The organism is Chryseolinea soli, from assembly GCF_003589925.1.
Taxonomy (GTDB): Bacteria; Bacteroidota; Bacteroidia; order Cytophagales; family Cyclobacteriaceae; genus Chryseolinea; species Chryseolinea soli.
The window spans coordinates 4,700,448-4,720,753 of record NZ_CP032382.1; the positions used below are offsets into that span (position 1 = coordinate 4,700,448).

Sequence of the window (20,306 nt, forward strand, 5' to 3'; positions counted from 1 at the left end):
AATGAAATAGTATATATGTCCGATTTCTTCCAGTGGTTGCCCGGATTCTTCGTTGTCGTTGACGCGAATTTCAAGATCGTGTCGGCCAATAAGTCTTTCGTGGAGCATGTCTCGCAGGCTCAGGGAAACATCATCGGCAAAGAAATATTTACGGTGTTCAACGCCCCGCAGCCCGTGCTGCAGGCCGCGTTAGACAGTGTTCTGATCCATAAACAACCGGGCCCCCCGTTGCTTTTTGCCGACGCCGACAAAACGGTCAGGATCGAATGCACACCCGTACTCGAGGGCGCAGGGAATCCCTTCATCATTCTGAAGGTAGAGTACATCCCCGGCATCGTTCAACCCGCAACCGATCCTCACGATCTTTTCGTTACCCTGTTCGAATACAATCCCGCCGCCCTGGCGATTTCACGTTTGCACGACGCCAAGATCATCAATGTGAACGAGTCGTTATTGCGACTGCTCGAGTTTTCCGGCAAGGCCGAGGTGGTTGGCAAGACCTCTGAAAGTTTGAACCTGATGGACAACCCGGAACAACGAAACGAGATCATCCGTCAGTTGAAAGAAAATAAGAAGGTGATGAATACGGAAGGCAGTCTCCGTACGCGGAAGGGAAATGTGAAATGGACGTCGCTGTCGCTGCTGTTGGTGAACCTGAACGACGAACCCTGTTTGATGGCCGTCATGATCGACATCACGGAAAGAAAAATCGCGGAGGACAAATTAAAACGCATCAATGCCGATTTGGAGGAACTGGTCACGGAACGGTCGAAAAAAATGATCGAAACGGAGCTTGAATATCGCTCGGTCATCGAGCAGGCAACGGATGGTATTTTTATTTCCGACGCCAAAGGAAAATACATCGATGTCAACCCCAGTGCCTGTGCGCTGCTGGGGTATACCAAGGAAGAGTTCCTGGAAATGACCACGCAAGATGTGCTTCAACCGGAAGAAGCGAGACGCAACCCTCCAAAGTTTGCCGAATTGCTGAATGGCCAAAAGATCTTGAGCCGGCGGAACCTGATCCGGAAAGACGGTTCTGTCGTTCCCGTCGAGATCAGTGCACGGATGCTCACCAACGGTCGCATGTTGGGGATGGTGCGCGACGTCACCGAACGCCAGCGGGAGGAAGAAGCCATCCAAAGCATGAACACCGCCCTGGAGGAAAAAGTGAAGGAGCGGACGGCCGCGTTGGAGCGGAAGGTGATGGAATTAAAAGAGAGTGAAGATAAATTCGAAAAGGCGTTCAAGGCGAGCTCTGCCGGCATCACCATCACCCGGCTTTCGGATTCGCGGTACGTGGAAGCCAACGATGCTTTTTTGCAAATGGTCGGTTGCTCCCGGGAAGAGGTGCTTCATCACAGCTCCACCGAGCTGGGGTTGATCGTGGATATAAAACAGCGGGAGGAGGTTTTGAAGGCTTTGATCCGCGACGGTTCTTTCAAGCATATGGAGATGACCATAAAACGAAGAACGGGCGAATTGGTGGAGATCTTGTCATCCATCGAAACCATTCAGCACGGCGGAGAGAAGTTTGCCATCAACATCATCTACGACATAACCGAACTCAAACACGCCCAACAGAAACTGGAGATCGCGAACCGGGAGTTGGAAGCGTTCACCTATTCTGTTTCCCACGACTTGCGCGCGCCGCTCCGGGCCATCATCGGCTATTCGGAAATATTGAAGGAAGATTTTGATCCTGTTCTGAACGACGAAGGAAAGAAACAGCTCAACCGGATCCAGGACAACGCCTCCAAAATGGGGCGTTTGATCGATGACCTCCTGGCGTTCTCCAAGCTCGGCAAACAGGAACTGGCCAAAGCACAGATCCAAACCGCCGCGCTGGTCGAAAAGAATATCCACGACCTCGTTGCGTCAACCCAAACCAACGCCGAGATCATCGTGGAAACGCTGGAGCCTTCTTTTGGCGACCTGTCGATGCTGAACCAGGTGTGGCAAAACCTGATTTCCAATGCCATTAAATATTCTTCAAAAAAAGAAAACCCCGTCATCCGCATCGGTTCTTTTTCCGAGGGACATGAGGTGGTTTATTACATCAAAGACAACGGCTCGGGCTTTAATATGGATTATGGTCACAAACTGTTTGGCGTTTTCCAGCGCCTGCACAAGTCCACCGAGTTTGAAGGAACCGGCGTGGGGCTGGCCTTGACAAAAAGAATCGTCGACAAACATGGTGGCCGCATTTGGGCCGAAGGAAAAGACGGGGAGGGGGCTACGTTCTTTTTTTCCCTTCCCCCGATGCCAGCGGATTAAAGAAAGAATGGCAAACGTCCATCCATAAAATTGCAAGGGATGCCAAAAAAAATAGACTATACCGCCACAGCGCAGCGAATTTTCGCCCAATTCCCCTTCCTCACTTTTCTGAGCATTCAAATAAATTTCTGGATCATCGCCAACGTTCTCCTGGGGACGATCATGCACCTGCAAACCCGTTCGGTTGGCGAAACCTTTCATTTGACCGGATTAGGTCGGCTGACCCCGGTGCTCATGGTTTGTGTCACGATAGGGATTTTGAATGGTGTGTGCCTTGGATCGGCCGACTATTATTTTGACAGGAAAATGGCCAGGAAGCAATCGCTGGGACGGCTCCTCCTTTTAAAGACCGTCATATCCGTCAGCGTTTTACTTCTCTTTTTTGCGCTCCTTCGATTTGTGTTATTTGATTGGGTGCGCTCCCCGCAACTGGCTTCCGGCCTGAGTCCTAAGTCATGGGAATATATCTTTTATATCCTGGCGATCTATTATTTCTTTATGACCCTCCTGATCAACTTCATCAACCAGGTGAATAAGAAATATGGTCCAGGAGTATTGGTCCCCTTGCTGCTGGGAAAATATAGTATTCCGAAAGAAGAGGAGCGGATCTTTATGTTCATGGATTTGAAATCCTCCACGTCCATTGCAGAAAAATTGGGTCACATAAAATACAGCGAATTCATCCGGGATAGTTTTATGGACATTAACCGGGAGCTGTTGCCCTATCGCGCAGAAGTTTACCAATATGTAGGCGATGAAATTGTGGTGACCTGGCGAGTGCCCGATGGACTAAGGGACTTTTGCTGTATACGATTTTTCTTTGCCAGCGAAAAACATTTTTTAGACAGAGCGGAATACTATACAACGAACTATGGTTTTCTCCCGCACTTCAAAGCGGGCCTGCACATGGGAAAGGTGACTGTCGTTGAAATTGGTGACATCAAAAGAGATATCGCTTACCATGGCGACACCTTGAACACCACGGCAAGGATCCAAAGTGTTTGTAACGAATACAACAAGAAATTTCTCATTTCAGAATACCTGCTGGAGAAAATTGACGTAAATCATCACCTTAAAACAGAAGCCTTGGGGATGATCCAATTAAGAGGTAAAACTTCGTCGATAGGAATAGCAAGCCTGGATTATGAAAGGATATAAAGAGATCATCCCGGATTGACCGGGATGATCTTCTCATATCGGAAGCATTCAGCAGGAGCTCTTTTCCGAGGCAGCATGTCTCGTGCTTCAAGATCACTCATATTTCAATTTGTCCACGGGATTGGCATTTGCCGTGCGGGCCGATTTTGTGCTCACAATCACTAATGCGATCACCAACACCAGGACTCCTGGCAAAACAAATCTCCACCACGACAGCGGGATGTGATAGGCAAAGTTGCTCAGCCAACTGTCGACCACATAATAAGCAACGGGTACCGCCAGTACAAAGGAGAGCGCCACCATCTGCACATACTCCCGCGAGAACATCACCAGGATCTGGCGCACGTTCGCGCCCAGCACTTTGCGGATGGCCACCTCTTTACCCTTGCGGTTCACAACGAACGTGATCAAGCCATAGAGCCCCAAACAACCGATGAGCAGGAACAGCAAGGCAAACAATTGAAAGAGCTGCGCGTATTTAGTTTCCTGTGCATAGAAGGCCCGGATGTTTTCGTCGAAGAATTGATAGGAGAACAAGTGGTCCGGGAAATTCTCTTTCCATATTTTTTCGATGTCCTTCACCGCCTGAATCAGGCTTTTTCCTTCCGTAGTTTGAAGCTTGATGCTCACGGTGGAGTATGAACCCGGTTCGGTGCGCATGGCGATGTTGTCGTATCCTTCCTTCAGGGAGTTCATAAAATAATTGTTCACCACACCGACAACGGTCATGATCTGGCCATTCCACTTCAGTTGCTGGCCGAGGGCTTCTTCCGGTGTGCCCAGGTGGAGGGAGTTGGCGAGTTGCTGATTGATAAGGATGTTCCGCGACGAGTCGGCGGCGTTCAGGTTTCGACCCGCCAATAATTTGAGTTGAAACAAGCCGAGGTAAGCGCTATCGATGGAGCCATATTCGAACACCACATAATCTTTCATCTCTTTCGCCTCCGGTTTTCCGATGTCCTGGTAGCTGTGGCTGCGGTTTACTCCCGAGGGCAGCGTATAACTAAAACTCACTCTCGCCACTGACGACAGGGCCCGGAGTTTGTCGGCCAGCACTTTTATGCCCGCCGCACTGCGGTCGGGCACCCGCACGCTGATGATGGCGTCGCGATTGAATCCCATATCCACATTTTGAAAGAATTGCATCTGGCTCACCACGATGAAGGTGCCCACTACCAGTACTTGCGTGATCGTAAATTGAAACACCACCAACACTTTGCGCAGGCTGATGCCCCCCAGCCGCTCCGTGGCAAATGTGTTTCGCAGCGCATCGATCGGATGGAAGCGTGAAATGGTCCATGCGGGGTAAAATCCTGACACCAGGGTGAGGACAGCGACAATGGCCGCGAGCAGGAGAATGACCGCCGGGTCTGTAAAATTATAGTGTGTAAGCCTCAGGTTTAGGATGGGCTGTAGCGCGATGATCAAGGCTTCCGACAACCCGAGTGCGATCACCCCGGCGCCAAGCACGACCATAAACGTTTCGATCAGAAACTGGATGACGAGGTTCTTGCGATTGCTGCCCATCACTTTGCGCAACCCGATCTCTTTCGACCGGAGCACCGATTGCGCGGTGGCCAAATTGATATAGTTGATACAGCCCGTCAGCAAGAGGAACAAGGCTATCAACTCCAGGGCCAGGATGGTCTCGCGGCTGATCGTCCGGCCACTGAACGTGCCGAAGCGCGCGTCGAAGTGCACATTGCTTAACGGTTGCAGCAGATAGTGCCGTGAACTTGACAATTCTTTCGATGCGTGCGCGGCATGAACCCGGGCGATCTGTTTTTCCATGTCGGCTTGTGTCATACCTTCGGGCAGGCGGATGTAGACACTGTGGCCATCGTTCACACCGGTCCATTCGTTGGGGGCGCCTGGGTTCAGCTTTGTCAGGCTGCTGTAGGACAGGAGGATCGAGAAGGGGAACTCGGTGTTGTTGGGGAAGTCTTCCACCACGCCGGTCACCTGGGCATCGTACCGTTTCTGAAGACGCAAGGTTTGACCGATAGGATTTTCGTCGCCGAAATATTTTTTGGCATACGACCTCGTGAGCACTATGCTAAGGGGTTCGACCAATGACTTGTCGGGATTGCCACTCAGCCAGGTGAGGCCACCCTTGCCGAAGTCGAAAACTTTAAAGAACGAGGGGTCCACCAGTGTGGCGCCGCTTTCTTCCCGGAACCTTCGAAGGGTGGTGCCCGATTTGTCGATCACATCCACATTGGCGCCTCCGAAATATTCCATGGCCGTCGTGTTCATGTTGTTCAGGCCGGGGATCTCCTCTTTTATGGCGACGGGAACCGGATAGGAGATACCCGTTCGGAACTCGGACATGTCATCGCCGCTCACACGCACCATCCGGTAGATGCGGTCGGCGCCGGCGTGGAACGTGTCGAAGCTCAATTCAAAACGCACCACCGCCAGGATCACCAGCGTGGCCGCGATGCCGGCGACGAGCCCAAGAACATTGATGACGGTGTTACCTTTCTGCGCTGCGAGACTGCGGCGAGCCATTTTGAAATGTGTGCTGAGCATAGGGGTGGGTTTGGGTTGATACGGAGATTTTTTCCAGAAGAAACTTTTGAAAAGAAAGCCCACACCGTTCAGCACATACCTTCTCCGGGCATATTGAATATTTTTGTTGAGGATATCTTTCACGAACATCTCGTAGAGATCGCCACGGATCTCTTCGGAGAGATCGGTTGGCGACAAGGAATCGATGACCTTGTCAACCCAGGCTGGTGGTTTGAGACTGTGATTCATAAGGTGGTAGTTTTGGCGATAAGATTCCAGATCAGGTTACGGGTATCGCGCAATTCTTCCAGCGCGTTGCGGCCGTGGGCAGTAATGCTAAAAAGCCGTTTTCTTCTTCCTCCACGTTCGGTGGATGCGCCGCCCATTTTTGATTTCACAAATCCCTTTTCTTCCAGTCGATGCAGAACGGCGTGTATGGCGCTGATGCTGAGTTCGCGGTTGGCCTGTGCTTTCAATTCTTCCGCCACCGTCACGCCATAGGCTTCCTTGTTCAGGAGGGCGACCATCAACAAAATCAATTCTTCCAACTCCCCGAGATAAATGCGAGATGACATAGCCGGTATTATTTCAACGTTTGTAGAGCAAATATACCGCCAAGGGCCAAACGGGATCAAAAGACCAGATTTATCCAGGCAAACTGTACGAATAGGATTCTTTTTCGCCCGTTTCCGGACGGAGGTTTTGCGGGCAATGTGCTAGCTTTACATACCCTATTAATAATATGAAGAGGCTTTATTCGGATGTCTGCATTTTTTAAATACGCGGGCTTATGCCTGTTGTTTGTTGTGTCCAGCACGGCGCTTCATGCGCAATACGAGGCCGCCCATTGGGCCTTTGGAACTTATGCCGGCCTGGATTTTACCTGCGCCAATACACGCCTGGACATCTCACCGTTTTTTGGGCTGGAGGGCGGATCAACCATGTCCACCCCGGACGGCAAGCTTCTTTTTATAACCAACGGAGACCAGGTCTGGAATAAGGATTTTCGGATCATGCCCAACGGCAGCGACCTTGGCGCCCAATGCCTCGGGTTTGGCGATAACCCCTCGTCTACACAAAGCGCCCTCATTGTTCCCCATCCCGGCAACTCAAATCAATATTATATTTTCTCGACCGACTGCGCCGAGGACTACTTTGCCGACGGGCTTAACTATTCCATCGTAGACATGTCGTTAAACAATGGGCTGGGGGATGTGATCCTGAAAAAACAAACGCTTCGCGCCCCGGTGGCCGAAAAAATAGCGGCCGTCTTTCAGCCGAATGGCAAAGATGTGTGGTTGGTGTCGCACGGGATCCGGAACAATGAATTCTATACCTATTCCATCACCAGCGCGGGGCTCAACCCTACGCCCATTGTCTCGGCCACCGGCCAGGTGCATACGGGTGGCCGGGGTTATCTCAAGTTCTCACCCAATGGCCAGCGCCTGGTGGCCAACAGTTTTGAAATTGGGTACTACAATAGCGATGGCATTTATCCCGAGCTTTTCAAATTCGACAAAAACACCGGCAAGGTCACTTCCGATTTTGTCATCACTTCCTCGCTGAGGGGCATGTACGGCGCCTCCTTTTCACCCAACAGCAAGGTGCTCTACCTCGCTTGTGCGTGGTTGTGCACCGAGCAAAACATTGTACAATACGACCTCAGCCTCGGCACACCGGACTTGATCATGTCCAAAAGACAAACCATGTCGGTCTGGACCGAGGTGGGGGCATTGCAATTGGGCATCGACGGCAGATTATATTTTCAACTCTACAACGGCGATGGTGGCTTGGGCGTCTTTACAAATCCCAACGGAATCGGTGCAGACGCCGGCATGATCCGCGACTTCATCAAATATCCATGCCCCATCGCCACGGGCTACGGACTTCCCAACTACATCGAATCTTATTTTGAAAAGCCGCTCGTCCGCTCCGGGACGTGCCCCGCGTTACCCGTAAGCTTTTTTAGGAATGTTGATTTCACTTCCAAAAGTGTTTGCGAAAATCTGACCGTGGAGTTTGCCATCCAGGCCGACTATATTCAATTTGATCATGCCCATGGAGATTACAATGCCTGGAGCGCCACGCCTAACTATGGGTGGGATTTTGAAAACCAAGGCTACTATGTCAATCCAGGGACGGATCCGATCACGCACGACTATCCGACTCCAGGGAAATATACCGTGACCTTAAGAGCCTATGATTATTTTTGTTTTGGAACGACAGTTCAAAAAGATGTCGGTGTGTCCATTCTCGAAGCAAAATTCAGCTACACCGTAGCGTGTGTGGGACATGCAGTGAATTTTAAAAATGAGTCGCTGGATTGTGAAGAGGGCACCACGTGGGCGTGGGACTTTGGCGATCCGGGTCCTGGGAACACCAGTACGCTCTCCGATCCCGTGCACGTTTACTCCCGGGCCGGCACCTACGAAGTTACGCTCACGGCAAACGGGACTTCCGTAAAAAAGATAAAGGTCGAAGTGGTTGAAGACCTTCCGGTGTTGCAGGAGGACATCGACTTTTGCTTTGCCACGCCCGTCACGTTTGGACCGACGTCCGACATTCCTGGTGCTACCTATCAATGGAGCGACGGCTCATCCCAGCGCCAACTCACCGCGGGTGATCCGGGAGAATATTCGCTCGTGATCACCCGCAACCAATGCCTGGCCGAAAGCAAATTCAACCTGCACTATCGCGATTGCGCACAATGCGATGGCCTGCTGAAGAGCATCTCGCTCGGGAGCGACACCGTGATCTGCGACGGCGATTCGTTTTCGATGGGCCTGCCCGAAACGACACCGGGCACCTTTGACTGGCGAAACGGGGCCACCACCTCGCGCATCCAAGTGGACAAGGCCGGAACATATTCATTAAAACTCACACAAGGAAACTGCGTCACCTCCGCGTCTCGCGCCGTTGACGTAAAGAATTGCGAGACGTGCAACGACTTTATCGCCAACATCATCACGCCAAACGGCGATGGGAAGAATGACACGTTCATTTTTACATCCGACTGCGATTACGATCAATTCCGAATGCATGTCGTCAACCGCTGGGGAAAGACCATCTACACATCGGCAACACCATCCTGGAACGGCATCACCGGAACCGATCCAAATGCTTCGGGCATTTATTATTATTCGATAGAATATTCCCATCCCGGCGCCCACGGCAGAAAAATAGCCGAACGGCGGAAGGGGTGGATCCATGTTGTGAAGTAGCAATGGTGTTAAATATTATTTTATTTTATTGACGCTCGCCCTCACGCCCTCGCCCTTGTTGGTGTTCTTCACCAACAAGATTTATGCCGTCACACCTTATCGTAACGAGTCAAATGATGAGGTGGAAGCGATGTGTTTAGTTTCCGGAATGCCGCAAGAAACGAATTCTTGTTGGTGAGAACACCAATAATGGCGACGGCTGTTGATGTGTCTCGGCTTGATGAGTGGAGGCAATGTGTTTTGATCGGGAAGGTGAGGGGAAGTAGATCTTGTCGATGAAGAGCACCCTCTTTATTTTTATTAGCGGAATACGAATGACCATAAAGTCGTCGTTAAAGCTATAGCCAAAACCTCACTTAGCCGCCATGAAATCAACCCAGGCCTACCGTTATTGTATGCTAGCCCTGCTGGCTATTCTGTTTTTTTCGTGTAAAAATTCCGATCTGGGGCCACAGCTGGATTTGGATAGTCTTTTGGTAGTGGTAACGCCCAAGTATGATTCCTCATCAAAATATCGCGGGCAATTGCTTTCCCTGAAGCTTGGCTCTGGCAGCGTGACAAAGCTTACGGACATCAAAGGATTGCCCGTCGCGATCAGCAAAGTGGGCGACAAGCTTTTGGTCCTTGCGAAGGATAACTTTTTTTGGAACTATCATTGGTTGAACCGGATCAATCTATTGAACGACAGCCTGGAAAAAACTACCACCTTTACGCCTTTGGAGTTCTACGACCCGCCAACGCGCATAGCCCTTTACAACAACAAACTTTACATACCCGGCATCAATTCCTATGAACTGAAGGACATGGTAAACATTGTAAATCCGGAAACCATGTTGGCCGAAGACACGCTTCATATGCCACCGATTGAGTACCTCACGGATGTTGTTGTGGTAGGGAATCGGTTGTTTGCTAAGCTTACCGATAAAATAAGAGTTTATAATAACACCACGCTCGAGCTCATCGGCACCATCCCGCTCCGGGCAAAGAGTTGGGCGGGAATGATCGTGGACAAAAACAACCGGATCCTCATTCCCGATGGACAAATTCAATCCATCAATCCGGATGATCTTTCCATCACCACGACCTCGGCAAAAGTAGACGTCTTCGATCGCCCGGGTGGTCTGCAACCGGCCCTGGACAGAGACGCGAACGTATTGTATTTTCTTAGTAAGGACGAAGACGATACATTTTATGCTTTAAAGAAAATAGATCTGGCAACCGGAGACGTTGAGATCTTAAGCAAGAGTAATGAAGCTTCCTTTCCAACGGGCATCATTTTTCTACGCTACGACAAATCCCGCAACATACTCATTGTTGGCGGCAGCGAAAATATAGGAACGGTGACCACGTTAAGCACCAGCGGCACCCTTATAAAAAAGTATAAAATCTATGTAACACCGTTGGATGTGGTTTTGGAGTAACCGCCCGCCCTTGTTGGTGTGGGTAAGTAAGGATTTTTATTAAAAACGAAGCCGTCCCCGAGTATAGCTTGCCATGAACGGGGAGATTTCATGCGCCTTTGAACCTGAGTGTATACCTGGCGGCCCCCCTCGGAGGCCTCGGGGCCGGGCTATCCGTTCCAAGTCCTCGCCCCGCGCACCTGCCCACCCGTCGCTATGGGCTTTCCACTACTATCCCTGGCCGGTCGACTGGTCCATTTTTAGCGCTGAAAAAAAGTAAAATCTTCGTCCCGTCGAAGAAAGTCAAACACCCCTTCTTCAATTCGAAATTATCCGAATGCAAACGGCTAATTTTCTTAACGACTTATTACCTTGTCCTCATGACAATCGAATTCAGGCGACGAAGCTTGCATCTCCGTTTGAAAATTAGAAAGGCTGCCCATCGGGGCAGCCTTTTTGATTATGATTAAAATCGATAGCACTACTCGAAATAACCCTTGTCTTTTAACTTCTGTTGAAGTTCAATCATCTGCTCGGTATAGGTGTGCGTGAAGTTAATATCGAACCACTGTTCAGCTGGCAATTTTAGCTCCTTAGGAGATGGATAATAAAAGATGTATAATCCCCGAGGCTTGGCGTCTCCAGTCTTCTTATAGTCTGAAACCTTAAATAACTTGACATTTGAGCTAACATCATTAAGATTGGAATCGTACAGTCTGAATTTTATAGAATCATTGTAATCAGTCTGCCTCGGTATATAAACCACCCCTTTAGAATTAAGCTTATAATATTCCTGTTCTGGCGTGTCTGGTTTTTCAATTGCGAAAATCCATCCACTATAATTCTTAGGCATCGAGACTCTGGTAATGTGGAGCGCACAGAAGGCTGCCCCCACCATCAGACCAAACACAATTTTCATCCTACTTAAATTTACTTGTTGTACGTAAACCACTGTAAGGTCGAGCGCAATGGGCTTGGCATGGAGGTAAATCCTTGAAATATTGCCGTATTGGTTTGCCTAAATTGCGTATTCTCCTTGTCACTTATTCGCTGTTGGATCATTGCATCCATTGGATACTGCAAACCGGTCATGGTTACCGCATGAGAGTAAACAAAGGATTGCGTACTATACTGATAATAAACTTCCGCGACGCCAGGAATGGACATCCGAACTGAAGGATACACGCCGTGCCCAATTTCCACATAAAATTGTCCCGCCGTGTTAATATTTACAGTTATTTTCTGATTAACATCTACAGCTCCGCCCATCATTTGCAAGCCGGATATTTCGCCCGCCCTTGTTGGTGTTCTTCACCAACAAGATTTATGGCCATACCCTTAGTAGCGGCGAGCCAAATGAGGATGGGAAATTTTCCGCGCGAAATAACACTACGCATCGCCCCATTATGATTGGGAGGAACGATCTTCGTTTAAGAAGGTGGGAGCGATACGCTTGCTTCAAGAATGTTACGGGAAGCGATTCTTTGTTGGTGAGACACCAACAAAGGGGGGTGGGGGCCATGGGCAATGTTTTGTTTGGGAGTATTGAATGGCACGAAGGGTTTGCTTCGGGAATGTCGCTGAAAGCGATTCTTGTTGGTGAAGAACACCAATAAGGGCCGGTGGGCCGGTTACAACTTCAAATAAAAATCCCGCGTCAATTCAACGTAGCTGTCAGACCATTCCAGTTTCTCCTTATATAATAAGATCTCGCCGGTCTCCGTCGCTCGTTCCTTTCGCGAAAATTCCAGCAGCCACCGTTCGATGGGCTTGCCTTCACGTGTCCGGAAGCTGTATTGCCGGGTACAGAAAAAGCCCCGTGGTTGTGCCAGGGTAATGAATTGAAGGCCTTCGGTGTAGGGGAGAACAACGTTGAATGTTCCTTCGCGCGTCAACAGACGATCGACCGCCCCGAGCAAAGCAGCGTGGTCTAGCGTCACCGTATGACGTGCTTCGTGACGTCGTTTGTTGGGCGGCTCTTGGCTGTTGATGAAGTAGGGGGGATTGCTGAGGATGACGTTATAGAGCGAGGGGGTTTGAGGTGGTGTGAAATCCTGGATAGGTGTAATATGAACATGCAGGCGGTCGCCCCACGGTGACGCAGAAAAATTATCAGCGGCTTGGGCGGCGTCTTGTCCCTCGAGCTCTACGGCATCGATTTGCGTGAGGGGTGAGGTCCGTTGGGCGGCCATCAGCGCGATGATGCCCGAACCCGTGCCGATGTCGAGGATGCGGTTGGCGTTTGCAACGTGGGCCCAGGCGCCAAGCAGGACGGCATCGGTGCCCACCTTCATGGTGCTGCGGTCGTGCTGCACTTCAAATTGTTTGAACTGAAAATGCGTTTTCCTTTTCATACCTTCACGGCCCGGGTTCGCGGGACAGCTTTCTTTCCATGATCTCCGTTAAGAAGAAAAGGAAAGGAGTGGTGGTCCTTTTATAAACTCTACACCGTAAGTATATGGAAAAAATTCGCTGGGGTATTTTAGGATGTGGCAAAATCGCCAACAAGTTCGCCGCCGACCTGCGGCTGGTCAAAGATGCAGAGCTGGTGGCTATTGCCTCGCGCAACCCAAAAAAGATCGCCGCCTTCACCGCAGAGTTTGCCGTGCCGCTCGTGTTTCATACGTACGAAGAACTGGCGGCCTCGCCCGATGTGGACGTGATCTATGTGGCCACCCCCCACGGCTTCCACCGCGACCATACCCTGCTTTGCCTGCAACATAAAAAGGCCGTGCTCTGCGAAAAGGCCTTTGCCCTCAACGCCTACCAAGTGCACGACATGATCGACGCCGCCCGCAAACACAACACGTTTCTAATGGAGGCCTTCTGGACAAAATTCCTGCCGCAATATCAAAAGGTAAGCACGCTCATCAAGTCGGGCGACATCGGCGAAGTGAGACTGGTCCAGGCCGACTTTGGTTTTCGCGCCGAGAAGCCCACGCCACAGCGGCTACACGACCCGGCCTTGGGTGGGGGATCGCTGCTGGACGTCGGCATCTACCCGGTTTTTCTCGCCCTGTCGTTCCTGGGCAAACCTGTGGATGTGAAGGCCGTCATGAAGCCCTATCCTTCCGGCGTGGACGAGCAGATCGCCATGACGCTGGTGTTCGAGAACGGCGCGCTGGCCAACCTCAGCGCCTCCTTCGCGGCCGACACGCCCGTGGAGGCCACCATTGTGGGCACGACGGGATACATTCGCATGAGCAATCGCTTTCACAATGCCACCTCGCACATCACGATGGTCAAGGATAAGCAACCACCCCAAACCATCGAAGTGCACCGCGAAGAAGGCTATGGCTACCAGTTCGAGGCACGTCACGTGAACAGCTGTTTAAACAAAGGCCTTACCGAAAGCCCGGTGATGTGCCACGCCGACTCGCTGTTACTCATAGAGACCCTGGACCGCATCCGCAAAAGCTGCGGCATCCGCTATGAAGCCGACCGGCAATAGAATTGGGAACTCCATATTTTAATTTATTGGCGCCGTCGGACCTGAAGAAATCTTTCAGAATAAAGAATTTAAACTAATTTTCGCCCTTCATTTTACAACCCGGTATGAACCCATCTTTGACTTTGACCGGCGACAAAGCCGCCGTATTTGCAACTGTTGAGAACTATTTGGCTAAGGCTGGCTTCGCGGTGGCCGCCAAGGACTTTAATCGCCCCTGGGGTGGTTTCTTTGTGCTGGACGAAACACAGGCCCAGGCATTCGCCGATCTGTATTTTCCCGGCATCAATCTCGATACGCTGCGCATCAGCGGCAAGCTGAGTCCGAAGATCCTGATGGTGCAGCCGCAGACACGCTTGTCGTGGCAGTATCACCACCGTCGCGCCGAGATCTGGAAACTGGTGGCAGGCACGGCCGGTGTGGTGACCAGCGAAACGGATACAGAGGGCGTTGTGAAGAGCCTGGCCCCCGGCGAGATTATCCGCCTGCGCCAAGGACAGCGTCACCGCCTGGTGGGCCTCGACGGCTGGGGCATGATTGCCGAGATCTGGCAACACACCGACGCCAACCATCCTTCCGACGAGAGCGACATCGTGCGGGTGCAGGATGACTTCGGACGGTGATCGTTTTTATCATAACCATTTAATATTGGAGGACCGGTGGCCAAGAAGTTGAAGGATGCCGAACTGAAAGCGTTCCTGGACGAGAAGGTGGACCGCTACAATCAACCGGGCTTCATCGAGCTGGATCCCATCTCCATTCCCCATGCTTTCACCAAGCCACAGGACATCGAGATCGCCGGTCTCTTTGCTGCCGTATTGGCCTGGGGGCAGCGCGTCACCATCGTGCGCAAATGCCAGGAGCTATTAGGCCTGATGGACAACGATCCACATCAATTTATCCTCCATCACCGGCCGCGCGACCTGAAGGCACTCGAAACGTTTAAACACCGCACGTTCAACGCGACGGATACCTTGTATTTTGTGGAGTTCCTAAAATGGTTCTACCAAAAACACAGTTCCTTAGAAGAGGCTTTTGTTGTCGATCCCGCGGCGAAGACCATAGAGGGAGGGTTGATCCATTTTCACGATCTTTTCTTTAGCCTCGACGATTATCCCCATCGCACGCGAAAGCACATCTCCACCCCGGAACGAAAATCAACCTGCAAGCGCCTCAGCATGTACCTCCGCTGGATGGTGCGCGACGACCACAAAGGTGTTGACTTCGGGTTATGGAAAAATATATCACCGGCACAGCTTGTATGCCCTTGCGACCTCCACGTGGATAGGGTAGGGCGGAGGCTGAAGCTGATCCGTCGCAAACAAACGGATTGGCAAACGGCGCTGGAGCTCACCGCCAATTTATCGCGACTCGATCCATCAGACCCGGTGAAGTATGACTTCGCTTTGTTCGGTTTGGGCATCGAAGAAGGACGGTCGAGGCGGGGAGGCTGACTTCGTGCGGAGATTGAGTGCGGGGCTTGCACAAGCCACCTGATCGGAGCCGCTGAGCCTTGAAATAACGCGGATAAATGTGGGATTTACCACACGTCCTTTCTGCCATCGTTAGCGAAATAGAAAAGTTCCCGTCTTTCTTTTGAAGGCCTTCTTAAAGCAAGCTTAAAGTCAGGATTTACACGGGCAAAACGTGCTCATTTCAATTTAAAATCATTCTAAATTACACTGATATTGTTGGAAATTGACCCCATCTAAGCATTCCGTAATTACCTTTCGCAGGTTTTGAAATGGGGCAGGAAAACCCCATATTTTATTGCGCAACGGCTTAAATAAATTTGAAAAAATGAGTTCCGATAGTAGATTTGTGCCGCTTGTTTTGAAAACGGACACTGAACCAAACATGAATAGAAATTTTATCTCCTCCGCTTGCAAGTTCCTCTCCCTGGTTTTCGTCTTCGCATTTCTCAATCTTACCTCCAACGCTCAGGAAATCTCCAAAGAGCCCGCTGCCATCAGCGCTGGTGAATCATTGTTTAATGCAAACTGTAAAGCCTGTCACAGAGTAAAGTCCAAGTTAGTAGGCCCTGCACTACAAAACGTTTACGACCGGGCCCCTTCCATCGACTGGATCAAGTCGTTTGTGAAGAACTCCTCCGGTGTCATCGCAAGTGGAGATGACTACGCCAACAAGCTGTACAATGAGTTCAACAAAACTCAGATGACAGCTTTTTCTTCGTTTAAGGATGCCGACATCATGAACATCCTGGCCTACATCAAGGCTGAAACGGAGAAGGTGGCTGTTACTCCGGTACCTAACGGTCCGGTTCCTCCCACGGGCGGCGGCGATGGTGGTGTTTCGAAAACCTACCTCGACGTCATCCTCGCCGGCATGCTCCTCATCCTGGTGTTGTTGTTGGTGATCTTGGGCTTCCTCGTTTCGGCCCTCAAGCGTTTCCTCGATCAGAAAGAACTTTCGGAAGAAGAAAAAGAAGTGGTTCATTCGCCCATCACGCTCGGTACCGTTACCAGCAGCTCGGGCTTCATTTTCATCGTGGTGTTCCTGGCCGGTTCGCTGGGCTTCAAGGCGGTGATCAATGGTCTTTATTCTATCGGTATTCAGCAAGGCTACGCTCCCAAGCAGCCCATTGCTTTCTCGCACAAGATCCACGCCGGTCAATTGGAGATCGACTGTAAATATTGCCACGTCGGTGTAATGAAAGGCAAGAGCGCCACCATTCCTTCGGTCAACATTTGTATGAACTGCCACAACCAGATCAAAGAAGGACAGCAGACCGGAACGGGTGAAATTGCCAAGATCACGGCAGCGTGGGAAAATAAGAAACCCATCGAGTGGGTTCGTATCCACAACCTTCCTGACCTGGCCTACTTCAACCACTCGCAGCACGTGAACGTGGCGGGCGTTGAATGCCAGACTTGCCACGGTCCTATCGAAACGATGGACGTTGTTCGTCAGCACTCCTTATTGACCATGGGCTGGTGTATCGATTGCCACCGCAAAACCGATGTGAACACCAAAGGCAACGCCTACTACGACAAGCTGGTAGAGCTGCACAAGGAAAAATCGAAGGCACCGATGAAGGTAGAGGATGAAGGTGGATTGGAATGTGCCAAGTGTCACTATTAATATATAGAATAATTACGGTCAACGCATCGCGATAAACGATTTATGGAAGAATCAAAGAAGGTATACTGGAAAGGCATAGAGCAACTGGCCAACAACCCGGAGTTTGTAAAGCACGCTCACGAAGAATTTGCTCAGCCAGGACCGGAAGAAGATCTGGGACATTCCCGCAGGGATTTCTTGAAAATGATGGGCTTTGGTGTGTCGGCCGTAGCATTGGCCGCTTGCGAAGCGCCCGTGCGCAAGGCTATTCCGTATGTGAACAAGCCGCTCGACATCGATCCCAGCATCCCGAACTACTACGCTTCAACCTACACCAACGGCGGCGACTACGCCAGCATCGTGGTGAAGACCCGCGAAGGCCGTCCGATCAAAATTGAAGGTAACGCGCTGTCAAGCGTGTCCAAAGGCGGCACCAGCGCTCAGGTAGAGGCTTCGGTGCTTTCTTTATATGATAACTCCAGGCTTCGCGGCCCTTTCACAAGAGGCACCGAGAAGAAGGAAAAGATCACCTGGGAAGACCTCGACAAACAGGTAGGCGCCAAGTTGAGCGAAATTGCCGGCAAAGGCGGCCAGATCCGCATTGTAAGCAACTCGATCCTGAGCCCTAGCACAAAGGCTGCGATCGCAAAATTCACAGCGAAGTATCCCACTACACAACATGTTCAGTACGATCAAACGTCTGCTTATGGCGTGTTGAAAGCCAACGAAGCTTCTTTCGGAAAGGCGTTCATTCCTTCGTACGACTTTAGCAAGGCATCCGTCATTGTAAGCGTTGCTGCCGACTTCCTGGGCAGCTGGATTTCTCCTATAGAATACACCAAGCAATACGCCATCACCCGCGATGTGACCGAGGAAAAGAGAGAGATGTCTCGCCACTATCAGTTCGAGTCCATCCTGTCGATCACCGGTGCCAATGCAGACTACAGATCGCAGGTCAAGCCTTCGCAAGAAGGAGCTGTGGTGGTTGCCTTGTATAACCTCATCGCTGCCAAAGCCGGCAAACCTGCCGTTTCGGGTGGCGACGATAAAATAACCCACGTAGCCAAAGCGGCCGAAGACCTCTGGGCTGCCCGCGGTAAAGCCCTGGTAGTAGCCGGGTCGAACGACAAGTCGGTGCAAATCCTCGTGAACGGCATCAACGACATGCTGGGAAGCTACGGCACCACCATCGACACAGCCGTTACGGTGAACTACCGTCAAGGCGACGATGCAGCGATGGCCGCATTTGTAAGCGATGTAGAAGGTGGCAAAGTAGACGGCGTGATCTTCTACAATTGCAACCCCGTATACGATTATCCGCAAGGCGCGAAATTAGGCGCAGCGCTGAAAGGCATTGCCTTAACCATTTCCACCAGCTATAAAGAAGAAGAGACCGGCGCGCTGACGCAATACCTGGCACCCGATCATCACTACCTCGAAGCCTGGAACGACGCCGAGCCGAAGAAAAATATGTACAGCTTAGGCCAGCCTGCCATCACGCCGATCTTCAAGTCGCGTGCCGCACAGGAAAGCCTTTTGTTGTGGGCCGGCGAACCGAAAGCCGACTACTTTGAAATTCTCCAAAGCAACTGGAAAACCTGGTTCTACAAAGGCCAAGGCGATTTCCAAACGTTCTGGGACAAAGCCCTTTATGATGGCGTGCTGGAGTTGCCTGCAGAACCCGCAGCAGCCGTTGCCTTTGCCGGCGACGTGAATGCCGCGGCCAGCAGCATTGCCAGCGCACCGAAATCCGCCGGCTTCGAGCTGGTGATCTACGAAAGCGGTAACATCGGCAACGGATCGCAATCCAACAACCCGCTGTTGCAAGAGCTTCCCGACCCGATCACCAAAGCAGTTTGGGATCACTATGTAACCGTATCGCCGAAAGACGCGAAAGACATCAACTTCAGCGAAAGCATCACCAAATATTTCACGATCGGTGTGGAAGGCAAGTCGATTGAACTTCCCTTACTGGTTCAACCGGGACAAACTCCCGGCACGATCGGTGTACCCCTCGGTTACGGCCGCACCAAAGCCGGCAAGGTAGCCGATAACATTGGTGTGAACGTTTACCCGCTCGTAGCCATGGTGAACGGTTCGTTGAGCTACACGCTCAACAACGTGAAGTTCGAAAAGACAAACAAAGAATATCAGATCGCGCAGACGCAAACCCATAATACTTACATGGGCCGTCAGACCGTAGTGCAGGAAACTACCCTGGCGAAATACCAGGACAAACATTGGGACCGCGAATACCATCCCACGGTTACCACCTGGGCCGATCCCAAACACAAAGTCGCTCCCGGTGAAGTGGCCATCTGGAAAGGTCACGAATACAAAGATCACCATTGGGGCATGGCCATCGACCTGAACACCTGTATCGGTTGTGGCGCCTGCGTGGTGGCTTGTAACGTAGAGAACAACGTGTCGCTGGTAGGTCGCGATGAAGTGATCAAGCGCCGCGAAATGCACTGGTTGCGCATCGACCGCTACTACAGCACCGACGCTCCCGCGGACGATTGGAGAGGTGTTGAAGTGGCTGCGGAAAATCCTGAAGTGGTGTTCCAACCCATGCTGTGCCAACACTGCAACAACGCACCTTGCGAAACGGTATGTCCTGTAGCGGCTACGACCCACAGCACCGAAGGTCTGAACCAAATGACCTACAACCGCTGCATCGGTACACGCTATTGTGCAAACAACTGTCCTTATAAAGTGAGACGTTTCAACTGGTTCAAATATCATGACAACCGTCAGTTCGAGACCGCTAACCCGGCCATGAACACCGACCTGGGTAAGATGGTATTGAACCCCGATGTGACTGTACGTTCACGCGGTGTGATGGAGAAATGCTCGTTCTGCGTGCAACGCATCCAGGCCGGCAAGCTCACCGCCAAGCGCGAAAGAAGACCGATGAACGACGGCGAAGTGGTAACCGCCTGCCAGGCATCTTGCTCTACGGGCGCCATTGTATTCGGCGACATCAACAATCCCGAAAGCAAGATCTCCAAACTGTTGAAGATCAGACCGGCCGATCCGGAACGCCCGCACCGCGTAGACAAGATCACGGACAACCCCCGTGCCTACCAAGTGCTGGAAGAGATCGGCGTGAAGCCCAATATCTGGTACCTCACCAAAGTAAGAAACAAGGATGCCGCCAAAGCCTAAGGCCGAGGTTGAAAATTGAAAAACGAATAAGTGTATAACGGA

13 protein-coding genes are annotated in these 20,306 nt (G+C 51.2%); 9 read left to right on the plus strand and 4 right to left on the minus strand.

Features of this window, described 5'->3' with window-relative positions; translation table 11 throughout:
* Positions 1 to 15: 15 nt before the first annotated feature.
* Both D4L85_RS20005 and D4L85_RS20010 read left to right on the plus strand, forming a co-directional pair.
* Positions 16 to 2,277, plus strand: a complete 2,262-nt coding sequence (locus D4L85_RS20005) for a PAS domain S-box protein (protein WP_119755970.1) — start codon at positions 16 to 18, stop codon at positions 2,275 to 2,277.
* 39 nt (positions 2,278 to 2,316) lie between these two features.
* On the plus strand, positions 2,317 to 3,435 hold the full coding sequence (locus tag D4L85_RS20010; RefSeq protein ID WP_119755971.1) for an adenylate/guanylate cyclase domain-containing protein: 1,119 nt from the start codon (positions 2,317 to 2,319) through the stop codon (positions 3,433 to 3,435).
* Between the two features lie 93 nt (positions 3,436 to 3,528).
* On the opposite strand, the gene D4L85_RS20015 is transcribed toward D4L85_RS20010, so the two are convergent.
* Both D4L85_RS20015 and D4L85_RS20020 read right to left on the minus strand, forming a co-directional pair.
* Complete coding sequence (locus tag D4L85_RS20015) at positions 3,529 to 6,195, minus strand: ABC transporter permease (protein ID WP_119755972.1); 2,667 nt, start codon at positions 6,193 to 6,195, stop codon at positions 3,529 to 3,531.
* On the minus strand, positions 6,192 to 6,521 hold the full coding sequence (locus D4L85_RS20020; RefSeq protein ID WP_119755973.1) for a PadR family transcriptional regulator: 330 nt from the start codon (positions 6,519 to 6,521) through the stop codon (positions 6,192 to 6,194). Before D4L85_RS20020 ends, D4L85_RS20015 begins: the two co-directional genes overlap by 4 nt.
* Positions 6,522 to 6,707: 186 nt before the next feature.
* Here D4L85_RS20020 and D4L85_RS20025 point away from each other — a divergent pair, with 186 nt between their 5' ends.
* Both D4L85_RS20025 and D4L85_RS20030 read left to right on the plus strand, forming a co-directional pair.
* Complete coding sequence (locus D4L85_RS20025) at positions 6,708 to 9,167, plus strand: T9SS type B sorting domain-containing protein (protein ID WP_119755974.1); 2,460 nt, start codon at positions 6,708 to 6,710, stop codon at positions 9,165 to 9,167.
* A 365-nt stretch (positions 9,168 to 9,532) separates the two neighbouring features.
* Positions 9,533 to 10,588 carry a YncE family protein gene (locus D4L85_RS20030; RefSeq protein WP_160143870.1) on the plus strand — a complete coding sequence of 352 codons (1,056 nt, stop codon included), beginning with the start codon at positions 9,533 to 9,535 and terminating at the stop codon, positions 10,586 to 10,588.
* A 460-nt stretch (positions 10,589 to 11,048) separates the two neighbouring features.
* On the opposite strand, the gene D4L85_RS20035 is transcribed toward D4L85_RS20030, so the two are convergent.
* Together D4L85_RS20035 and D4L85_RS20050 are read right to left on the minus strand one after the other, a co-directional pair.
* Positions 11,049 to 11,486, minus strand: coding sequence for a hypothetical protein (locus D4L85_RS20035; protein ID WP_119755976.1), 438 nt, complete (start codon positions 11,484 to 11,486; stop codon positions 11,049 to 11,051).
* Positions 11,487 to 12,198: 712 nt separating this feature from the next.
* Entirely contained in the window at positions 12,199 to 12,921 is a 723-nt protein-coding gene (locus D4L85_RS20050; protein WP_119755979.1) for a tRNA1(Val) (adenine(37)-N6)-methyltransferase, read from the minus strand.
* Between the two features lie 104 nt (positions 12,922 to 13,025).
* Here D4L85_RS20050 and D4L85_RS20055 point away from each other — a divergent pair, with 104 nt between their 5' ends.
* The 5 genes from D4L85_RS20055 to D4L85_RS20075 all read left to right on the plus strand — a co-directional run bounded on the left by D4L85_RS20055 (position 13,026) and on the right by D4L85_RS20075 (position 20,264).
* The gene (locus D4L85_RS20055; protein ID WP_119755980.1) at positions 13,026 to 14,018 is read left to right on the plus strand and encodes a Gfo/Idh/MocA family protein; all 993 of its coding nucleotides are present in this window, start codon (positions 13,026 to 13,028) and stop codon (positions 14,016 to 14,018) included.
* Between the two features lie 104 nt (positions 14,019 to 14,122).
* Entirely contained in the window at positions 14,123 to 14,638 is a 516-nt protein-coding gene (locus tag D4L85_RS20060; RefSeq protein ID WP_119755981.1) for a cupin domain-containing protein, read from the plus strand.
* A gap of 36 nt (positions 14,639 to 14,674) precedes the next feature.
* Positions 14,675 to 15,469 (plus strand): TIGR02757 family protein, encoded by a 795-nt coding sequence (locus tag D4L85_RS20065; protein WP_228450544.1) that lies wholly within the window; start codon positions 14,675 to 14,677, stop codon positions 15,467 to 15,469.
* A 403-nt stretch (positions 15,470 to 15,872) separates the two neighbouring features.
* Positions 15,873 to 17,117, plus strand: a complete 1,245-nt coding sequence (locus D4L85_RS20070; RefSeq protein ID WP_119758870.1) for a c-type cytochrome — start codon at positions 15,873 to 15,875, stop codon at positions 17,115 to 17,117.
* Positions 17,118 to 17,159: 42 nt separating this feature from the next.
* Positions 17,160 to 20,264, plus strand: a complete 3,105-nt coding sequence (locus tag D4L85_RS20075; protein WP_119755982.1) for a TAT-variant-translocated molybdopterin oxidoreductase — start codon at positions 17,160 to 17,162, stop codon at positions 20,262 to 20,264.
* The last annotated feature ends 42 nt before the right edge of the window (positions 20,265 to 20,306 follow it).